The sequence below is a fragment of the Chitinophaga sp. G7 BAM 1005 genome (assembly GCF_057126945.1).
Genome location: NZ_CP181478.1, coordinates 743,657 through 758,698, shown reverse-complemented (window position 1 = coordinate 758,698; position 15,042 = coordinate 743,657). Strand labels below are relative to the sequence as shown.

General features: G+C 46.6%; 15 protein-coding genes. 4 read left to right on the top strand and 11 right to left on the bottom strand.

All coding sequences use genetic code 11. From position 1 onward, the window contains the following. Window positions 1-10: 10 nt before the first annotated feature. Both ACMXI2_RS02990 and ACMXI2_RS02985 read left to right on the top strand, forming a co-directional pair. Window positions 11-1,891: an Nramp family divalent metal transporter gene (locus ACMXI2_RS02990; protein ID WP_483780238.1), complete on the top strand. Its 1,881-nt coding sequence runs from the start codon at window positions 11-13 to the stop codon at window positions 1,889-1,891. A gap of 12 nt (window positions 1,892-1,903) precedes the next feature. Next, window positions 1,904-2,308: a thioesterase family protein gene (locus ACMXI2_RS02985; RefSeq protein ID WP_483780237.1), complete on the top strand. Its 405-nt coding sequence runs from the start codon at window positions 1,904-1,906 to the stop codon at window positions 2,306-2,308. Window positions 2,309-2,522: 214 nt separating this feature from the next. Here the strand turns inward: ACMXI2_RS02985 and ACMXI2_RS02980 are convergent, their stop codons facing one another. The 6 genes from ACMXI2_RS02980 to ACMXI2_RS02955 form a co-directional block, all read right to left on the bottom strand. Beyond that, window positions 2,523-3,263: a LytR/AlgR family response regulator transcription factor gene (locus ACMXI2_RS02980; RefSeq protein ID WP_483780236.1), complete on the bottom strand. Its 741-nt coding sequence runs from the start codon at window positions 3,261-3,263 to the stop codon at window positions 2,523-2,525. Then, window positions 3,241-4,305: a sensor histidine kinase gene (locus ACMXI2_RS02975; protein ID WP_483780235.1), complete on the bottom strand. Its 1,065-nt coding sequence runs from the start codon at window positions 4,303-4,305 to the stop codon at window positions 3,241-3,243. The genes ACMXI2_RS02980 and ACMXI2_RS02975 overlap by 23 nt, the downstream gene beginning before the upstream one ends. 17 nt (window positions 4,306-4,322) lie before the next feature. Further along, window positions 4,323-4,676 (bottom strand): DUF4288 domain-containing protein, encoded by a 354-nt coding sequence (locus tag ACMXI2_RS02970; protein WP_483780234.1) that lies wholly within the window; start codon window positions 4,674-4,676, stop codon window positions 4,323-4,325. 61 nt (window positions 4,677-4,737) lie between these two features. Next, window positions 4,738-5,472, bottom strand: a complete 735-nt coding sequence (locus ACMXI2_RS02965) for a LiaF transmembrane domain-containing protein (protein WP_483780233.1) — start codon at window positions 5,470-5,472, stop codon at window positions 4,738-4,740. Window positions 5,473-5,589: 117 nt separating this feature from the next. Further along, window positions 5,590-6,258 carry an FAD-binding oxidoreductase gene (locus ACMXI2_RS02960; RefSeq protein ID WP_483780232.1) on the bottom strand — a complete coding sequence of 223 codons (669 nt, stop codon included), beginning with the start codon at window positions 6,256-6,258 and terminating at the stop codon, window positions 5,590-5,592. A 43-nt stretch (window positions 6,259-6,301) separates the two neighbouring features. Then, window positions 6,302-6,907 (bottom strand): SGNH/GDSL hydrolase family protein, encoded by a 606-nt coding sequence (locus tag ACMXI2_RS02955; RefSeq protein WP_483780231.1) that lies wholly within the window; start codon window positions 6,905-6,907, stop codon window positions 6,302-6,304. A gap of 191 nt (window positions 6,908-7,098) precedes the next feature. Here ACMXI2_RS02955 and icd point away from each other — a divergent pair, with 191 nt between their 5' ends. Next, complete coding sequence (gene icd / locus ACMXI2_RS02950) at window positions 7,099-8,370, top strand: NADP-dependent isocitrate dehydrogenase (protein WP_483780230.1); 1,272 nt, start codon at window positions 7,099-7,101, stop codon at window positions 8,368-8,370. A 268-nt stretch (window positions 8,371-8,638) separates the two neighbouring features. Next, window positions 8,639-9,868, top strand: coding sequence for an NADP-dependent isocitrate dehydrogenase (locus ACMXI2_RS02945; RefSeq protein WP_111579434.1), 1,230 nt, complete (start codon window positions 8,639-8,641; stop codon window positions 9,866-9,868). 71 nt (window positions 9,869-9,939) lie between these two features. Here ACMXI2_RS02945 and ACMXI2_RS02940 read toward each other — a convergent pair whose 3' ends face one another. From ACMXI2_RS02940 to ACMXI2_RS02920, 5 genes are all read right to left on the bottom strand, one after another. Beyond that, window positions 9,940-11,475, bottom strand: a complete 1,536-nt coding sequence (locus ACMXI2_RS02940) for a L,D-transpeptidase family protein (RefSeq protein ID WP_483782426.1) — start codon at window positions 11,473-11,475, stop codon at window positions 9,940-9,942. A gap of 1,047 nt (window positions 11,476-12,522) precedes the next feature. Further along, a complete protein-coding gene (locus tag ACMXI2_RS02935) occupies window positions 12,523-13,095 on the bottom strand; it encodes a helix-turn-helix domain-containing protein (protein ID WP_483780229.1) in 573 nt (190 codons plus the stop codon). Window positions 13,096-13,098: 3 nt separating this feature from the next. Continuing rightward, a complete protein-coding gene (locus tag ACMXI2_RS02930; protein ID WP_483780228.1) occupies window positions 13,099-13,962 on the bottom strand; it encodes a hypothetical protein in 864 nt (287 codons plus the stop codon). Window positions 13,963-13,976: 14 nt separating this feature from the next. Next, window positions 13,977-14,522 carry a heavy-metal-associated domain-containing protein gene (locus ACMXI2_RS02925; RefSeq protein ID WP_483780227.1) on the bottom strand — a complete coding sequence of 182 codons (546 nt, stop codon included), beginning with the start codon at window positions 14,520-14,522 and terminating at the stop codon, window positions 13,977-13,979. 94 nt (window positions 14,523-14,616) lie between these two features. Then, window positions 14,617-15,006, bottom strand: a complete 390-nt coding sequence (locus ACMXI2_RS02920) for an HYC_CC_PP family protein (protein ID WP_483780226.1) — start codon at window positions 15,004-15,006, stop codon at window positions 14,617-14,619. Window positions 15,007-15,042 lie beyond the last annotated feature (36 nt).

Here is a 15,042-nt window from a genome sequence, read left to right as displayed (position 1 = left end):
GCAATATACTATGAGCATCGAGCATACACATTCATCAGCATCGTTAAGTGAGGTACATCAGAGTGTAGAAACGAATGGAAAATCCAGGTGGAAAAAAATCTTCGCCTTCTTTGGCCCCGCCTATCTTGTAAGCGTGGGTTATATGGACCCCGGCAACTGGGCCACCGACCTGGCCGGCGGCAGCCAGTATGGTTATAAACTATTATGGGTATTGCTCATGAGTAACCTCATGGCATTGCTGCTGCAAAGCCTGAGCGCCCGGCTGGGCATTGTGCGTGGCCGCGACCTCGCGCAGGCTAACCGGGAAACCTATCCGCCGGTAGTGAATTTCATCTTATATGTATTGGCGGAAATCGCCATAGCAGCCACCGACCTGGCAGAAGTGCTGGGAATGGCGATCGGTATCCAGCTGCTCACAGGGCTGCCGCTGGTATGGGGTGTAAGCCTCACCGTGCTGGACACCTTCCTGCTCCTGATCCTGCAACGCTACGGCATCCGTAAAATGGAAGGGTTTATTATCAGTCTTGTTGCCATTGTAGGCGCCTCCTTCCTGGTAGAACTGATCCTCGTAAAACCCCAGGTGCACGAAGTAGTGCAGGGTTTTATTCCCACCATCCCGGATAACACCGCATTATATATTGCCATTGGTATTATCGGCGCCACCGTGATGCCGCATAACCTGTACCTGCATTCAGCACTGGTACAAACGCGGAAAATAAAACGGGACGACGCCGGTATTAAGCAGGCCATTAAAATGAACTTTATCGACAGCACCATAGCCCTGAACCTCGCGTTCCTGGTGAATGCTGCGATCTTAATACTTGCTGCCGCTGTATTTTTCAAAAGCGGCAGAACCGATGTGGCCGAAATCCAGGATGCCCACCGGCTGCTGGATCAGCTGCTGGGAAGCAAACTGGCGCCTATCCTGTTTGCGGTGGCGTTGATTGCAGCGGGTCAAAGCTCCACAGTAACCGGCACCCTGGCCGGGCAAATTGTAATGGAAGGCTATCTCCGCCTGCGCATTAACCCGTGGCTGCGGCGGCTTATCACCCGGCTGCTTGCCATCATCCCTGCCCTGCTGGTGATCCTCATTGCCGGCGATGAAGAAGTAGGCGCACTGCTGGTATTCAGCCAGGTATTGCTCAGCTTACAACTTGGCTTTGCCATCATCCCGCTCATCCATTTTGTAAGCGATAAAAAAACGATGGGTACCTTTGCCATTAAGCCCGTTACCAAAATTTTCAGCTGGCTGGTCACCAGTTTATTGGTGTACCTTAATATGCGGATGGTATTATCAGAAGCCTTTGATTATATGTCTGGTACCGGGAATATTTTTGTAGATGGATTAATTATGGCCGGCTGCCTCGGCTTTGTGGCGCTGCTTTTCATCACCATCGTGTATCCCCTGCGCCGCCGCTACCGCGAAGATGCCGCCGCTGGCATCCATACCACACAGGTGTCGCTGGGAGACATGGAAAAGCCTACCTATCAATGTATTGCTATGGCCCTTGATTTCTCGGAGCGCGACAAGGATATTGTGACCAACGCCATTGCTCACGGAAACGAACACACGCAGTATATTCTTATTCACATTGTGGAAAGCGCTTCCGCCAAATACTTTGGTACAGAATCGGACGACCTGGAAACACGCCGCGACCAGGAACAGCTGGATACCTATATTGCCCTGCTGAAAAGCCGCAATATCAGCGCCAAAGGCGTACTTGGCTTCCGCCGGCGCGCCCGTGAAATTGCCCGCATCGTACACGAAGAAAAAGCGGACTTCCTGGTACTGGGAGGCCACGGCCACAGGGGCTTTAAAGACTGGCTGTATGGCGAAACAGCTAACCAGGTGCGTCACCAGGTAAAGATCCCGGTGCTGGTAGTGCAATAAAATTTTAAAAGTATGCTTTCGTTATTCAAACCCGGTGATACCAAACATTTCAGCCGCATCGTGCGGCCGGAAGACTGTGCCTCTTTTGACAGCGGGCACGTTCATCCTGTGTATGCCACCTTTGCACTGGCGCGGGATGCAGAATGGTGCTGCCGTTTGTTTGTGCTTGATATGAAGGAATCATCCGAAGAAGGCATTGGCACGCGGCTTACTGTGGAACATCTCTCTCCTGCTTTAACCGGCAGCCGGGTGGACTTTACGGCCGTTATCACACAAATACAACATCATGAAATCACCTGTAGTTACGAAGCCGTTTGCAACGGCCGTATGATTGCTACAGGTATACAGGTGCAGAAAATTCTTTCTAAAGAAAAACTGGAGAAACTATTCGCGCAGGATCGCCTTCGGCGATTTTAAATTGTCTTGGAGCAGGATTACGCTGATTATACTGATTTTAAGGATTTGATTATGTTTTGATTTTAGTAATTAGGGGAGATAGAAGCAAAGATATCCGCTTTTATCTCCCCCTAATCTTTTAATAAAATCCAAACGTAATCAAATCCTTAAAATCAGTATAATCAGCGTAATCCTGCTCCAAGACAATTTAAAATCGCCGAAGGCGATCCTCCCGCTACAACCCCAACGCAGCTTTCAGTCGCGGGTAACCGGTTTTACTCACCAGCACCCTGGCGCCGCTGCGCAGTATAGCCAGGTGGTTTTCTTTTTCGTAGGGGTCTATACGTGTTACCTGGTTTACGTTGAGTATATAAGAGCGATGCACCCGTGTAAACTGTTGCGGGTCCAGCATTTTTTCGAAGAACGACATTGTTTTATTTTTCAGGAAGCTGCCTTCCTGTGTCATTATCTTCACGTAATCGTCTGCTGCTTCCAGGTAGTGGATATCCTGTACCGGGATGATTTTGATTTTACCATTGATCTTTATTACCACGCGGTTGCTTTGCAAAGGTGTGGCCGCAGCGGTTTCCAGCAATGCTTCCGTATTGGTGGCAACAGGTGTTTGAAAATGATCCAGCCATTTTTGTACGGCCTTGTCGAAGCGATCGCTGGAAAAGGGTTTCAGCAGGTAGTCGACCGCATGCACTTCAAAGGCCCTGATAGCATGCTCTTCAAAGGCCGTGGTAAAGATCACGGCAGGCATATTTTCCACGAGTTCCAGCATTTCAAAACCCGTGATCTTTGGCATTTGTATATCCAGGAAAATGATATCCGGCTGATGCTGTTGTATGGCCTTTAATCCTTCAAATCCGTCGTTGCATTCCTGCACCACTTCTATTTGCGGGAAGCTTAACAGGTATTCCTTCACCACTTCACGGGCCAATGATTCATCATCAATTAATACTGCTTTTATCATGCGATTGTGGTACTTTAATAATGGTAGTAAATATATTATCAATGGCCGTGGTTTCCAGCAGGTCCTGCCGTGCAAACAGCAGGTACAGCCTGCGTTGTATGGAAGTCAGGCCGAAACCGGTTCCTTTATTGGGTTGCTGCAGTTCGTTGTCGAACGGATTTTGTATGGCGATATACAACATGTTATCCTGCAGCCATGATTTTATGCTGATGGTGATATCACCGGTGGTATCATATAGTCCGAACTTAATCGCATTCTCCACTACCGGCTGCAGCAGCATCGGCGGCATCATCATTTTATCGGCTTCCTCATAAGGAACAACGTTGGTGGTTAAACGATGTCCGAAACGTACTTTCTCTATATCCAGGTAGAGCTGCAGGTAGTTGAGTTCTTCCGCGAGTGTGATCCACTGGTCATCTTCACGTTTCAATGATCCTCTTAAAAAGTCGGAAAGCTTCAGTACCATCTCGCGGGCTTCTTTTGGCCGCAGCATGATGAGTGCATTAATAGAGTTGAGGCTGTTAAACAGGAAATGCGGCTGTAGTTGCTGCCGCAGTTTAAAGAGTTCTGCTTCTCTTACAATCTTTTCAGTAGCTTCTTTACGTTGCCGATATTCCTGTTGTTCTTCCTCATCATACCACATCTGGCTCCTGAATCCGATACCTGCAATCAGCATGCATCCAACAATGGCGTGAACGGGGATAGCATTGTTCAGCCAGTTGAGATACGATGTATCTTCGGGGAAGGCAGATACCAGTATCCAGCGGCTCAGGCATACCCACAATACCGACAAAGCAAAGCTCAGGACAGCTACATAGCCAAACTTCATGGTGCCGTCTGCCGGGCGGTAATAAGCCACGTTATGGCTTATTACAATACCGGCGGCTCCCAGTAGTATGACGTGCACTGCACTGTCGGTGACCGACTGCCAGAGGGGAAGGTCGAACCAGTACCACAGCAATCCGCCATACAGGAACATCCATATGGCGAAGGAGGCGAGGAAAGCCCACCATGCATTACCTTTAATCAGTTGCTTTACCAAAGAAGGTGATTTATCTGTTATACGTTAAGTTCAAAGTACTGTTGTCCCTGTAGCTGTGCAGATTTCATCTGCAACCAGGCGATGTAGGAATTGGGGTCACCCGGCTCTTCGATGCGGGAGTACAATTCCATACCGTCTGTCAGCTGATCCAGGGTATATACTTCCGGTACGTTGATGAACTTCCATTGTACCAGTTCCTGTTGTTGATTTTTAAAAGCATATTGTTCCTGCATACCAATTCCACGGGCCTTATCGCAGGCATCTTTCTTGGTAACAGCGCTGATCAGTCTTAATTGTTCATCAAATTGCGGGGTGTGATTGCCTTCACCGCAGATGATCTGATATACTACTTTCGCAACAAACCAATGCATAAAATTAAAATTTAAAAGTTGGAGAAGATAGAATAGAGGTTGAGATATGGATGTTTAAGGATCAGTAACTTTTTATTTCCACGCCACCGAATACGCAGGATCCTTTCAGGATCAGCAGTTTCTCAATGGGTCCGGCAGATATTACGCCGGTATTACGTTTATCTTCCACACCGCCGAGGATGGCGTCTATATCCACCTGCACCTTCCAGTTGGCCGGTACAATGATTTCACAACCACCGAAAACGGCTGAAACGTCCATAGTAGCGGTGCCGTTGATATCGGCGTTCATGAAGTTGATGACTGCGCCGCCGAAGATAGCGCTTACATCGCCTCCCTTAAAGTTTTTAGACATCACTACTTTATTCACACTGCCAAAAATGGCGTTGGCGCTCAGCATATCTTCCCCGGTGGCAAATTCCTCGCTGGAGCCGAAGCTGTGCTTTTTGGACGGCCATTCCGTTCCGTGATAGTTCCTTTTAAAGATCAGCATAATACCTACCAGGATCAATGCTACCGGCCATATAAACCTGCCGGTGGCGTATGGCAGATTGAGTATTTCGTTTGCCAGGAAAATCCCGCCTACCAGCACCATCACAACCCATCCTCCAAATCTGAAGCTATGCTTTGCCCCTATCACGATACCAACCGCTATCAGGATCATTTGCCAGGAGAACAGCCAGTGAGGCAGGTTGAGATCCAGGCGTTGTAATAACAGGCCGGCGCCAACGATGATGAAAACCGCACCGCCTATAAAGCGGCCTTTTCTTCTTGATGCGTCGATATCTTCGTTTTTCATTTGTTTTACTATTTATGATACAAATGTAGAACGGCACGCTGTTACTGAAAACAGGGTTTAGGCTAATAAAGTACCCTCACCGGTAAAAAGCAGGAAATTGCCGGTGAAAACGGCGGGCTATATTTCTACCGTTACCAGGGCATCGTTTCCGGCCAGTTTTACGAGGATGGCTTTCAGTTGCTGTACCATAGGATCGGGGCCACAGATATAGAAATGCTGGTTGAAATCCCTGATCTTCTCTTTCAGGTAGTTTTCATCGATGGTGTGGTGGTCGTAGCCGGGAACTTCCTGCGCGGTAAGCGTATTAATAAAACGGTTGCCCAGCATTTCTTCAAATTCATCTTTCAGGATAATATCTCCCAGGGTTTTATTGGAGCAGATCAGTTGATTATTGCCCAGCCGGCCTTTGTGCTGCAGGTCGCGCAGGATGGCGATGAAAGGGGTAACGCCTGCGCCGCCGGCGATGAAAGTGCCTTCCCCGTTATAATGAATGGTACCCCATACATCGTGCAGGATCAGTTCATCACCGGTTTTCAGCTGCCCCAGTTCGTGGGTAACGCTGCTATGGTCGTCGTAGATCTTGATGGTAAATTCCAGGTGATCCCATTCGGTAAGGCTGGTAAAGGTAAAGGGGCGTCTTTCTTCTTCCCACCCGGGTTTATTAACCGCTACTTCTGTAGCCTGGCCGGGCACAAAAGTATATCCGGCGGGCTTTTCCACGGTGAATTGGCGGACGTTATGTGTTACGGGGGTAACGGCCAGGATTTTTACGATATGGCTTTCCATTGGTTCAGGTTTTCTTTAATATGAATGTAGGATATTTTCGTTCTCAGTGCAATACCTGTTGCAACAAAGGCAGCAAGGCTTTGGCCCAGCGGCTGTAATCCTTTCCGGAGGGGTGCAATCCATCACCTGCCACCAGTTCCGGATCCCGGGCGGCTTCCCGGGTAAAGTGCGTGATATCCAGGTAAGGCGCCAGCCATTCTTCTGCAATGGCTTTATTGGCGGCGTTATACGCATCTATTTCCCGGCGGATCTGTTCCCGGTCGCGGTCGGCCGCAAATGGCGTTACGCCCCAGTCGGGAATAGACAGCACTACCACATGTGAAGGATTGTTGCCGGCAAAAACAATCGCCTTTTGCAGCAGGGCGGTAAATTCAGTTTCATATTCCTCCACGGAACGGCCGCGGTATTGGTTATTTACGCCTATCAACAGTGTTACTATATCATAGGTTTTACTTATATGAGCAGCGGCAATACCGGCTTCCAGTTCACCGGTGGTCCAACCGGTGGTGGCAATGATCTCGGGATCTGTTACATCAAAGCCCTGTTCCCGGAGTAAAGCGGCTGCCTGTACAGGAAAACGTTCGGAGGCAGAAACTTGTTCACCTATAGTATAACTATCGCCGAGGGCGAGATATGTAACAGGAATCATGGTGGTATCTGAGATTTTGTTGCTGCAAAAAAATGAGCAGCAAAATAACATTAATCCTAACATAAGCAAAAAGTTATATGCAGGTGTTAAATTTGCTGAAATAAAGGGTAAATCTTACCCCTGCGTAAACGGAAAAGCCTTACCTTTGCACGCGATTACAACAATTACGTAACGCATAAAGAAACCGTTTTATGCCGGCAGAAAAAATATCGATGAACAATGGCCTGTTACAGGTCCCTGCACAACCCATCATCCCATTTATTGAAGGCGACGGAATAGGTCCGGACATCTGGAGAGCCAGTGTACGTGTATTCGACGCAGCTGTAGAGAAAGCTTATGGCGGTGATAGGAAAATTGAATGGAAAGAAGTACTGGCAGGTGAGAAAGCCTTCCAGCAAACAGGTGAATGGCTGCCAAAGGCTACGCTGGATGCACTGAAAGAATACCTGGTGTCTATCAAAGGTCCCCTGTCTACTCCCGTTGGCGGTGGTATCCGCTCCCTGAACGTTGCTATGCGCCAGGAGCTGGATCTCTATGCTTGTGTAAGGCCCATACGCTGGTTCAATAAAGTACCTTCCCCGGTGAAACATCCGGAGAAAGTGGACATGGTGATTTTCCGTGAAAACACGGAAGACATCTATGCCGGCATTGAATATATGACGGGGACACCTGAAGCAAAGAAACTGCTCGATTTCCTGCAAAATGAAATGGGCGTTAAAAAGATCAGGTTCCCGGAAACTTCTTCCCTGGGTATTAAACCGGTATCTATTGAAGGTACGGAACGACTGGTACGCGCTGCTATCAGCTATGCGCTGGAGCACAAACGTCCGTCACTCACCCTGGTACACAAAGGCAACATCATGAAATTCACCGAAGGTGGTTTCAAAAACTGGGGCTATGCACTGGCAGAAAGAGAATTCGGCGATAAAGTATACACCTGGGAACATTGGGAAAAAACCAAGAAAGACCTGGGCGAAGAAGAAGCCAACAAAGAGCTGAAAGTAGCCCTGGCAAAAGGAAAGCTGCTGATCAAGGATGTAATTGCGGATAACTTCCTGCAACAGATCCTGCTGGCGCCACAGGACTATTCTGTAGTAGCTACGCTGAACCTGAACGGCGATTATATTTCCGATGCACTGGCTGCTGCGGTAGGCGGTATTGGTATTGCCCCCGGCGCCAACATCAACTACCTGACCGGCTACGCTGTGTTTGAAGCCACACACGGCACTGCACCCCGCTTTGCCAACACCAACACCATGAACCCCTCTTCAGTAATCCTGAGCGGCGTAATGATGCTGGAATACATGGGCTGGAAAGAAGCGGCTGAAATCATTGTTCACGGCCTCAGCACCGCTATTATGCGCAAACGCGTTACCATCGACTTCTACAACCTGATGGATGATGCCACCCTGGTGAAAACCAGCGAATTTGCGGATGAAGTGATCAAGCAGATGCAACACTAAGCGAAGGTTGTCTTTTTCAGGATTACGCTGATTATACTGATTACCTTGATTTTACTTTTTGGACTTTTTCAGGATTAAAAGGATTAGGGGAGAAGTGAGCGAATATATCCGCTTATATCTCCCCTAATCCTTTTAATCCTGAAAAAGACAATATCCGCGAAATTTTGTTTTTTTCCCAGCTATTCGTATTTTTCGTGATTATCCCAATTGGGACCCGCTTGAATAATTGTTGTGAAAAGCTTTTTAATCTAATTTTAAAAAACCCGAAATGGCAGAAAAAATTAAAGTTGCTAATCCGGTAGTTGAACTGGATGGTGATGAAATGACACGAATCATCTGGAAATTCATCAAGGATAAACTGATACTTCCATACCTGGATGTTGAAATTAAATATTATGACCTGGGCATGGAACACCGCGATGCTACCAACGACCAGGTAACCATTGATGCAGCCAATGCTATCAGGGAAGTAGGCGTAGGTATTAAATGCGCTACCATTACACCGGATGAAGACCGCGTAAAGGAATTCAATCTGAAGCAGATGTGGAAATCCCCCAACGGGACTATCCGTAATATCCTGGATGGTACCGTATTCCGTGAGCCAATTGTAATGAAAAATGTTCCGCGCCTGGTGCCTAACTGGACTGCCCCTATCTGTATTGGTCGTCATGCTTTCGGTGATCAGTACCGCGCTACCGATTTCGTTACAAAAGGAAAAGGTAAACTGACCATTAAGTTTGAAGGCGAAAATGGTGAAGTGATCGAACACGAAGTATACAACTTCAAAGGCGATGGCGTTGCATTAGCGATGTACAACACCGACGAATCTATCAAAGGCTTTGCCCGTGCATGTTTCAACCAGGCACTGATGAAAAAATGGCCTTTATACCTGAGCACCAAGAACACCATCCTGAAAAAATATGATGGCCGCTTCAAAGATATCTTCGAAGAAATCTATCAACAGGAATTTAAAGCTGAATTCCAGGCACACGGCTTAACTTATGAACATCGCCTTATCGATGACATGGTAGCCAGCGCACTGAAATGGCATGGTAACTTTGTATGGGCCTGTAAAAACTACGATGGCGACGTGCAATCTGATACCGTTGCACAAGGCTTTGGCTCTCTCGGCCTGATGACTTCCACCCTGATCACCCCTGATGGTAAAACAATGGAAGCAGAAGCCGCACACGGTACTGTAACCCGTCACTACCGCGATCACCAGGCTGGTAAACCTACTTCCACCAACCCTATCGCTTCCATTTTTGCATGGACCCGCGGTCTGGAATTCCGTGGTAAACTGGATAACAACGAGCAACTGATCAAATTCTGCCAGGCATTGGAACAGGTTTGTATTGAAACCGTAGAAAGTGGTAAAATGACCAAAGATCTGGCTGTTTGTATCCACGGAAACAAAGTAGAACATGGTAAACATTACCTGTATACGGAAGAATTCCTGGAAGCACTGGACACCGCGCTGAAAGCGAAACTGGCGTAAGTTTATAAAGACAATAAAAAAGCAGCGGAATAAAGTATCCGCTGCTTTTTTATTTTAATAAGATGGAGTTCTTACAACTTCATCTTCTTTCTTAATATTTTATCTTCTCCATAAATATCATCATAGAAAACAAGATTACCATTTTGTCCTTCTGCGGTAAAATATCGCAGGTAAATAGGAATATGTTTGGGCAGATCTACCTGTTTCTTTTCCTGCCGCGCCAGCCACACACGAACACTATCTCCGCTATGCCGTAAGCTGTCGGCCCGCACCAGGTACTGCGCCAGGCTATCCCATTGCTGTACCCGCACACAGCCATGACTCATAGCGCGCATGGAATTTTTAAACAGTCCGCGGTTATTGGTATCGTGCAGGTATACACTGTACTTATTCCTGAAGTTGAATTTCATAATGCCCAGTGAATTGTCTATACCATCCATCTGGCGCAGCACGTAAGGGAAATGCCCTTTGCCGAGTTTCGACCAGTCGATGGTATAAGGATCCACTGCATTACCATCTTTATCTATTACTTCCAGGTTCTTGGACGCAAGATAACCGACATTCTTTTTAATAGCCGGCAGCATTTCCTTAAACACAATACTGTAAGGTACCCGCCAGTAAGGGAACATCATGAAGTTGGTCATGTAGGAATTGAGTAGTGGCGTACGGGTGCGGGGCGTGCCCACAATTACGCGTGATTCCAGCACCACTTCCCCGCTATCCACCACCTTCAGATTATAGCCGGGCAGGTTTACCAGGATATACCGCGAAGGCAATGTATCCGGCAGTTTGCGCCAGCGGTCGAGGTTTACAGCGGCTTGCATGATCCAGTCGTGCACAGAGCGGTTCATGGCCATCACTGTTCTTTTCCCTGCTACCCCATCGGGATAAATATTAAACTCTTTCTGGAAAGCTTTCACACCGGTTTTCAGCAATGCGGAATCCAGCTCGCGGCCGGTGGTATCGAGGTGACCGCTTTGCACCAGCCGGTTGATCACCAGTTGCCGGAATCCGAGCGTGTCGGTATAGTTGAGTGGTAACGTATCCCAGTGATAGTTTTCGTATTTGGCTTTGAAAGACTGAATCCCTTCTTTCAGCGCAATGTATCCTTCATGTGAAGGCTCCAGTGCATGCAGGATATTTGCCACGTTCTTTTCTTCCAGTGCCTGCCGTAATTGTGTGATGAGTTGTTCATCGGTAAACGCCGAATCCTTTCTAAGGGTAATGCTATCGCGCGGAGCAACGCCGTAGCGCAGATCGGAGGCCATTTTCATGAAGGCGTCTGTCATCAGCACATCTACTTTTGCCCATAAGGCGGCATCTTTTTTTGCGGTAGCGTCGTTGGTGATTTGTTCCCAGGCGGCGGTTAATGCGGGCTCGTGATATTGCGCGGGTAGCAATCCTATGTCTTCTGCATGCCGGATCATATATAGCATGGAATCGGCTGCAGGATTGGTTATCCCGTTCTTTGACCACTGACCTGCCGGTTTATCGGCTCCGTAAAATTCCTGTATGGCTGAAGGACGGAAGGATTGCAAACTGTCTTCCAGTTCACCATCGTTATCTTTCAGGGCTGACAATCTTTCAGTGATACTTTCTGTAATCACTTCGTCCAACTGTTTGATGTTTGCTACAATCTGTTTTTGTTTTGGGGCGGTATGCTTTTTTTTATTTACACAGGCTAACAACAAGCACATTCCAGATCCGCATAACAAACTGATAATAAAAATTTTGTTCTTCATCTGCAGTAAATCGCTATGGTAAAGATAGGGATTTACAAATACTGTGCTGAAAATTTTTGGAGACAAAAAAGATGTAAGAGCGTTTGCGGATTTCTTCAATACCGCTACCGGAAACTTTTGTGCTGTTTTCAGAAAAGATGTTTTATGTTCGGGATCACAAAAACGGTGGTATCACAAAATGTGACACCATACCAGTAAGTAAGGTGAAATGGCTGGAGCTATGTACCGGACAACTTAATTGCATTGCCAATTATGTTTGGCTGGATGGCAATTGTTTATAATTACTATTCCCGGGAGAATATCATCACACTATTAAAGAAGTTTGATGAGTTCCCAAAATGGAAACGAAATTTTTGGACTGTAATGAGCTTAGTGTCCTTTATACTGCCTTTGATTTTGTTTGGACTTGCTGCAAGCAAATCATGATACCCGGTTTTCCATTTAATACCGGGCAAATAAAAGACGCCTACATATGACATTTATTATTAAAATATTGCCCCAAAAAAAGAGCCATAGTGTATGGGGAGTGTATTGGAAGTGTATCATGAGTGTATGGTGAGTGTATGGGAACAGTATAGGGAGTGTATGGGGACAGTATAGGGACTATATAGGAACTGTATAGGAACTACGACACATACACGAGTCCTAAGTATCCAAGAAGTATCTGAGAAGTATCCAAGAAGTAACTCCAATACGTAACATTTTTTAATAATACAAAAGCCGCAGACCTTACATCTGCGGCTTTAATTATTTCCCCCTGCTAAAACTATCTGCAGCAATCCTTCTTCACAAAAAGCGACTGAATAAATTTCAATATACTTACAACAACCTTCTTCATATCCGGATTTTTTAAAAAGAGAAGCCACGGTGTGCAGCAGCTTCTCTTTAAACTAAAACTAAAACAACTAACTTCTATATCTTATCCAATGGTATACGTTCGGGAGCTTTCAATTGTTTAAACTTACTTGGCGTAAGACCAGTTACTTTTTTAAATTGCGCCGAAAGATGTGCTACGCTACTGTATCCCAGCTTGTAACTGATTTCACTTAAGCTTAATTCGTTGTATACCAGGAACTCTTTTACCCGCTCTATTTTCTGTTGAATAATATACTGTTCAATGGTAGTGCCTTCTGTTTCAGAAAAAAGATTACTGAGATAATGATAGTCCTTCTGCAACTTCCCTGCCAGTAAGGTGGAAAAGTTTTCTTTCATTTCATCCAGCTCTGAATGATGCACTGCCTGTACAATAATACTTTTTATGCCTGCAATCAGCTGTTGTTTTTTATCATCTATCAGTAAAAATCCTTCCTGCTGAAGCGCTGCTGATAACCGGTGCAGTTGTTTCTCCGAAACGGCGCCTTCAACAGTTACCTTACCCAGCTGTATATCCTTAACATCCAGTTGCTGCGCGGCAAGAGTGGTAGTAACTACTTTGATGCAGCGCGGACAAACCATATTTTTTATAAACAGATCTGTTGTTGCCATCGGTTACTTTTTGATATTAAAAATGTTATGCTCCACCCTGATTAAAAAAGAGTTAGAGGTATTCCTTGGCATATCCCCGGTTAACTGCGTGCGGTAAGACAAGTCCAGCCTTGTAGTGCTGTTAAAAATAAACTGCACTGCGGGCGCTATGTCCAGGTAAGAACCTCTGCCAACCGCGCCTGTATTGGTTTTGCCCAACAGCTCCACATAGAGGTTTAAATTGGTTTGCTGAAAGCTTTTATACTTCACCGGCAACACCAGGTACCCCGCAGAGAGACTATAATTTACGGAATTCCGGGAGAAGTCGTCCGGAATATTATCCTTCACATTGTTCATATAACGGGAATAACCTAACGTTGTAGACAATGCCAGTTTATGTAACAATTGTGTAGCAATAATACCCCCGTTTACGCCCGATGTAGCCCCTTCCAGGTCCAGCTCCTTATTATCATATGGCCGCATGCCATGCGAGCCATCAGGCATTTCCGGGTAATACGGATTGTTGACCACGGACCCCCTCACATATGCGGCCATGCGGAAATGCGCATGCTGCTGATCCAGCGACAGGAAGCGGTATTTGGCGTAAATCCCGCCGCCTTCGAATTTTACGGACGACTGCATCATGTTGGAAGCATATCCCAGCACATGCAGCATGAGCTTTTTACTGGCGCCCCACATCACTTCCGGCTCAAAGCGCATCCCGTTATCGCCGGAATGCTTCATGTTGAAAAACTTATTGGAGAGCCTGATCCCCAGGGAGTTGGCGGGCATATTGCTCGCCGGCTCCGTGTTCACGTATAATTCCTGTGCGGCTGCTATTCCCCTGCTGGCTATGATGACCAGGGCTATTATTAAAATTCTTTTCATATACCGGCCGGCTATTAAATGGTGACGTGATAAATTCTTTTGGAAGCAGAGGCTCCGTCAGATTTGCAGCAATCGCCCATCATACCTGTTTTATAGCAGGGCATAGTAGTTTCGGTACTGAATTTTTTAAATTGTTTGGAAGAAACAAAGTCTTTGTCGATTACCGTGATGTCTTTATCACCGGACAATACCTGGTTTTTCACATCCATGAAATGGAGGGTGCTGCCCGCAAATGCCACGTGCGCATCATTTTGTACGCTTACGGCATCGAAGTTAGCCGTCATCACCAGTTTACCTACAGAAAAACCGGCATCTTCCACTTTATCTTTAATGGCATCGATGCTCACCGGCGCACCGGTTTTGAAGGTAAGAATGAAGGTAGTATTATCGAGATCGGTATCTATTTTATCAACAAAAGGCAATGATTCCAGGGCCTCGTAAGTAGCTTTTGAACACATGGCGCAGGTAAGGCCGGTAGCGTGTACGCTGGCTTTTTTAAATTGTGCATTTGCGCCGAAAGATATGCCCAGTGCGAGCAGTATAATGGATACTATTTTCATGATCTGATGAAATAAAATTGAATAAAAAGATGAATAACAGTTAAAACAATAGCGCTGCTGTATCACAGCAACAAACACTACATTCAAAACTGCATCAGATCAGGAAAGTACAATTCCGGAGGAAAATGGGCGCCGACGGAATGTCTGGCGGATCGTGGGGACGACTGAGGAGGAGCATTTCCTGCGCCGGCAAAGCGGAAGCAGGCAAAACCCTTACCGGCAGCTGCATGTCTGTAACGAGGTTGGAACCGGCCTGCAGGGCTTTGGCAGCCTGGTGCGATTCGGTGACCTTACAGAACTTAAATTCATCTTTACAGCAATCCATGCCTTTTGACGGCTTTCCGCACTTACCGCAGTGATCAGCCGGAGCCTCCTGCAGGTCTACAGATGCCAGTTTGCCCATGCAGTAGTGCACGTTTACTGCAAACCCGCTGGTGAGCGTGATATACAGTACAGCAAATAATATGGCAAAAAATCGCTTCATGATGAATTACAAAGGTAAGAAAAAAAATGACCGGGA

Bases quoted from the DNA above. Each gene is read 5' to 3' on its own strand.
- ACMXI2_RS02990 (WP_483780238.1), top strand. From the start codon at position 11: ATGAGCATCGAGCATACACATTCATCAGCATCGTTAAGTGAGGTACAT.
- ACMXI2_RS02985 (WP_483780237.1), top strand. From the start codon at position 1,904: ATGCTTTCGTTATTCAAACCCGGTGATACCAAACATTTCAGCCGCATC.
- ACMXI2_RS02980 (WP_483780236.1), bottom strand. From the start codon at position 3,263: ATGATAAAAGCAGTATTAATTGATGATGAATCATTGGCCCGTGAAGTG.
- ACMXI2_RS02970 (WP_483780234.1), bottom strand. From the start codon at position 4,676: ATGCATTGGTTTGTTGCGAAAGTAGTATATCAGATCATCTGCGGTGAA.
- ACMXI2_RS02965 (WP_483780233.1), bottom strand. From the start codon at position 5,472: ATGAAAAACGAAGATATCGACGCATCAAGAAGAAAAGGCCGCTTTATA.
- ACMXI2_RS02960 (WP_483780232.1), bottom strand. From the start codon at position 6,258: ATGGAAAGCCATATCGTAAAAATCCTGGCCGTTACCCCCGTAACACAT.
- ACMXI2_RS02955 (WP_483780231.1), bottom strand. From the start codon at position 6,907: ATGATTCCTGTTACATATCTCGCCCTCGGCGATAGTTATACTATAGGT.
- icd (WP_483780230.1), top strand. From the start codon at position 7,099: ATGCCGGCAGAAAAAATATCGATGAACAATGGCCTGTTACAGGTCCCT.
- ACMXI2_RS02945 (WP_111579434.1), top strand. From the start codon at position 8,639: ATGGCAGAAAAAATTAAAGTTGCTAATCCGGTAGTTGAACTGGATGGT.
- ACMXI2_RS02935 (WP_483780229.1), bottom strand. From the start codon at position 13,095: ATGGCAACAACAGATCTGTTTATAAAAAATATGGTTTGTCCGCGCTGC.
- ACMXI2_RS02930 (WP_483780228.1), bottom strand. From the start codon at position 13,962: ATGAAAAGAATTTTAATAATAGCCCTGGTCATCATAGCCAGCAGGGGA.
- ACMXI2_RS02925 (WP_483780227.1), bottom strand. From the start codon at position 14,522: ATGAAAATAGTATCCATTATACTGCTCGCACTGGGCATATCTTTCGGC.
- ACMXI2_RS02920 (WP_483780226.1), bottom strand. From the start codon at position 15,006: ATGAAGCGATTTTTTGCCATATTATTTGCTGTACTGTATATCACGCTC.